The organism is Roseburia sp. TF10-5, assembly GCF_003462365.1.
In the GTDB taxonomy this organism is placed as follows: Bacteria; Bacillota; Clostridia; order Lachnospirales; family Lachnospiraceae; genus Roseburia; species Roseburia faecis.
Genome location: NZ_QTYW01000039.1, coordinates 1 through 3955 on the forward strand (window position 1 = coordinate 1; position 3955 = coordinate 3955).

General features: G+C 34.7%; 4 protein-coding genes. 3 read left to right on the forward strand and 1 reads right to left on the reverse strand.

Annotated features, from left to right (window positions below):
* The first annotated feature begins 1308 nt into the window (after nt 1–1308).
* Complete coding sequence (locus DXD06_RS16820) at nt 1309–1542, forward strand: hypothetical protein (RefSeq protein WP_117833201.1); 234 nt, start codon at nt 1309–1311, stop codon at nt 1540–1542.
* Between the two features lie 13 nt (nt 1543–1555).
* Here DXD06_RS16820 and DXD06_RS16825 read toward each other — a convergent pair whose 3' ends face one another.
* Complete coding sequence (locus DXD06_RS16825; RefSeq protein WP_117833202.1) at nt 1556–2107, reverse strand: hypothetical protein; 552 nt, start codon at nt 2105–2107, stop codon at nt 1556–1558.
* Between the two features lie 220 nt (nt 2108–2327).
* Here DXD06_RS16825 and DXD06_RS16830 point away from each other — a divergent pair, with 220 nt between their 5' ends.
* Nucleotides 2328–3422, forward strand: a complete 1095-nt coding sequence (locus tag DXD06_RS16830; protein ID WP_117833203.1) for an AAA family ATPase — start codon at nt 2328–2330, stop codon at nt 3420–3422.
* 2 nt (nt 3423–3424) lie between these two features.
* Complete coding sequence (locus DXD06_RS16835) at nt 3425–3934, forward strand: hypothetical protein (protein WP_117833204.1); 510 nt, start codon at nt 3425–3427, stop codon at nt 3932–3934.
* Nucleotides 3935–3955 lie beyond the last annotated feature (21 nt).

A 3955-nucleotide genomic window follows, 5' to 3' on the forward strand; every position in this document is an offset into this window, starting at 1 on the left:
TTTTATAAGGATTTAGCCTCCCACAATTCTAAAAAATCAAAGAATTTTAAAGCATGGTGTAATTTACCCCTGCACTGGAATTTACTTTTTCAAGTCAGCTATTTTCGTTCCTTGATGACTGATTCTATGATGTTGATTTCTTCATCAGTGAGGTTGTACTTCGGAAGGTTGTAGAAAATCGTGATCCTAAAACGGTAGAAGAAAGTGCAAAAAGATTGCAATGTCCGATTATTGTGCTTGATGGAACAATATCAGTGGAAGAAAATTTAGAAATAATAATGGAACACATTAATAGATAAAATGTGAGAGTGTGAGAAGCGACGGAATGACTTTAACTCCGATGACAGGACATCATATGATGTATTTGCATCTTGCCTGAATCATTTGCCAATATTGAATTAATGCAGCCTGTAAGGCGTAGTTCAATCAGATTTCTGATTGATTCTGAGGGATTGGGAGATACCCCAACAAGCAAAAATGCATTTTGTGTGTACAAATGCACTGCTTGCCACTTTTGTACCGAATTCGTGACAAAGTTAGTTGTACCGAAAAAATAGTTATACCGAATTCTACAGGAAATGCTATTTTCCAAAGGTTTTTGTTTATAAAATTCGGTATAACTTTTCTATACCTGTCACTGGCACGGATGCGAAAGATCATTAGTGAGCGTTTATTTTCGGTATAATTTTTTATCGTCAGAAAATCTACATATTGTAAAAACTTTATTATTTATCAAGTAATATACAGGATGTTGTGCAATATATGCTAGAAAATTATACCGAAGACAAAAGCGCATATATCAATATATGAACGTGATATGTAAAGCTAATGAAAATAGTTATACCGAAGTATGTTGAAACAGATCAGTATTACTAAGGCTTTTTTATATGTTTCGGTATAATATTAAATTTGGTATAACCACTTTGCAGATTTACAAAATTGAGTGCTTGCATATAACAGAAAAATTGAATATGAATTGGTGCAATATCTGTAACAAGGCCACTTATATTATCACGGACGCATGAAAAAATTATCAGCATAGCTGAGCTTCTTGCATGCGTCTTTTGGTTGCGGTGTATAGCTATTTACTTGTCCTATGCAATAGTGCCAAGACAAGTACAGTGTGAATGTACTTAGGTATAGTATTTGGGGAACGTATTTTGATTTCGAAAGTATTACAATCATCTATATGATGATAAGCGAAAACAACGAAACGATAAGGTCGTGTCAAAAGCTTGGTCTAACCTAAGAATATTTCTCATAGTATGAGAAAGAAGGACAGGCAGTGTAAGGAGGTGGAGCTTTCGCTTGAAACGGACGAAATTAAATTATTGTTTTCATAATCCGAATTCGGCGGAAGATACCGCGGATTTCTTGTGTAAGCTTTTGATGGAAGCAAATGCCGGTAAGGTGGAGCGTGCGATTGAAGAAGCTACATCGCAGTGTGCAAAGGACAGTGAGTACATAGCAGTTCATGAGGGGATGAAGGCAGATGCACCGGGAGAAGAATTGGTGAATATAAGGTGTAGAAGAGCGAGGTGAGTATAAATTGAACTCACCTTGTTTTTTCTATGTGCATAATCATTGTGTTAAGAGCATTTATCATTTTTTGTGTTGGAGTAACAGAAGAAAGTAAATTTGCTATGTCAACAGTACATTCTTTTTTGTAGGAACCTCCATTGCGCCAATAAAGAGATTGTGTATTGTATGCGAAAAACTTTTCGGCTTCTTTTTGGAGAGAAATATCTGTAAATTCAATAATGAAAAAATACAACTTTTCATTTGCGTAATCATTACCGACTTTAGAGTAAATTTGGGTACGGATACTAGGATATATTTTGAAGTCGTCGGCAGCCTTATGTCCGAATTGATTAATATAAATATAAGGAGTTTCTTCGAGAGTTATGGGTTCTGTTATATTAGCAATATCTGAACGTAATTCTGCAGTAATATCAGTGCTTCTTGCTACTTGCAAACAGGTCCACGTGTTGTTTTTATATCCATAAAGGCACCAAATGCCTTGAGAGATAGGACATTTGTCTAAATCTGATATTTCTTCGAAGGTATTGATATTGTTGTAATAAAATAGAGTGATTTTTGGTTTCATATTGTCATTTTCCTTAGTTTGTGCAATGTTAATTTGATTTTAGCATAGAAAAACCTTTTGGAAAAGCATAAGAATGCAATATGAAATGAAGCGAAAAACTCAAAAACGAAACGCAAAAACAACGAAGTGAAACGAAAAAGTAAAAAATGAAACGATTTTACTTGAAAATGAAACGAAAAGTGATATAATGTAGTTACATGATATGATTAGGAGGCTGCATATGTATTATTCGGAGATTGGAAGAATTATTGAGGCAGGATTAGAAAGAGATAGAGATAAGGTGGTTAGCTTTGCACAGTTATTAGCCAAGAAGATGGCTGCGGATGGAGAGGAAAAGGGAAGTAAAAGAATAGGGGATATATTGGAGAGAAAGAGTGGTAATAAGGCGGTTACAGATTCGCTCATAGCACCTCCGCCAGTTGATCAAGAAAGCAGGATGCATATTGTTGAGATAGAATATCACCCGTCAGCAAATGATTTGATTTTCTCTAAAGCCGTTGAAGGTAAGTTGATGGATTTCATGGAGACGGTTAAAAATAAAGATAAAATGGAACAAATGGGATTAGAGTTTAATATGTCTCTTTTACTATATGGATATCCAGGATGTGGAAAGACAAGCGCAGCTAAATATATTGCAGCACAATTAGGGTTGCCATTAGTTGTGGCACGATTAGATACGTTGATATCTTCGTTGCTTGGTAATACGGCAAAAAATATTCATAAGATATTTGAATTTGCAAAGAAGCAGCCTTGTGTTTTGTTTTTGGATGAATTTGATGCAATCGGAAAAGCAAGAGACGACCAGCATGAGTTAGGAGAACTAAAGCGAGTTGTAAATAGTTTGCTTCAAAATATGGATGAGTATTGTCAAAATGGTATTCTTATTGCGGCAACAAATCACCATGAATTGCTGGATAGTGCTATTTGGAGAAGATTCCAAACCGTTATTGAAATGCCTAAACCAGAATTGGCAGAGATAGAGAAAATGATAAACAACTTGCCTGATTTTATTGATATCACTCAAATCAAGCCAAGTCAGTGGAACAAAGTATATGATACATTACTTGGTTTATCATACTCGGATATAAAAAATATTTTAAATAATATGGTAAAAAAGTTAGTGTTAAAAGATGAACATACAGTCAAATTTACGGATATACTAGTTGAAGCTTACTTGTTCCGAAATCATGGGAATTACACAATGGAACAGTTAGTGCAGTATATGATTGAACACGGTGTATCTCAAAAGCAAGCTGCAATATATTTTAATGTGTCTACAAGACAGATTAAAAATTGTTTGGAAAGGAGTGAATAAACTTGAACGAAAAGTATTTGCCGATAAAGATTTTTGAAAAAAGAAAAGACTATGATGACAGAAGTACCGAAGGTGGTGGAGATAGTCATGAAAGCAGTTGGGTTCTTCATGGCGAAGAACTTAATATCCATGCGAATTACTTGAATAAAAATGTAAGAACTGTGCAAGCATCTTTTAAGAAATGGAAGGAAGAACAGCGCACATTACCTATGATTATTTCTACAACTGTTATTGACCAAGCGGTTGCAAAAACACATAGAGGAAGAATTGTCAATTTACTTGAGAATGATGGAAGAGATAATGTGATAGGTGTTTTTGGTGACAGACAACTTTTGTCAATGGTAACAGAAGAAAGTGTGTTAGAAACAATCTGTGAGGCTTTGGAGAAGAAGGAAGACGAAGCGACGTTAATTTCTTCGATAGCGGATATAGATGTATTCTCTCCGTTTATTGAGCCGTTTGAAAAAGAAAATAATGTATATAGCTTCCTGTATAATTCAAAGTGTAGATGAGATGTAAGTTGATTTACAAAA

Bases quoted from the DNA above. Each gene is read 5' to 3' on its own strand.
- DXD06_RS16825 (WP_117833202.1), bottom strand. From the start codon at position 2,107: ATGAAACCAAAAATCACTCTATTTTATTACAACAATATCAATACCTTC.
- DXD06_RS16830 (WP_117833203.1), top strand. From the start codon at position 2,328: ATGTATTATTCGGAGATTGGAAGAATTATTGAGGCAGGATTAGAAAGA.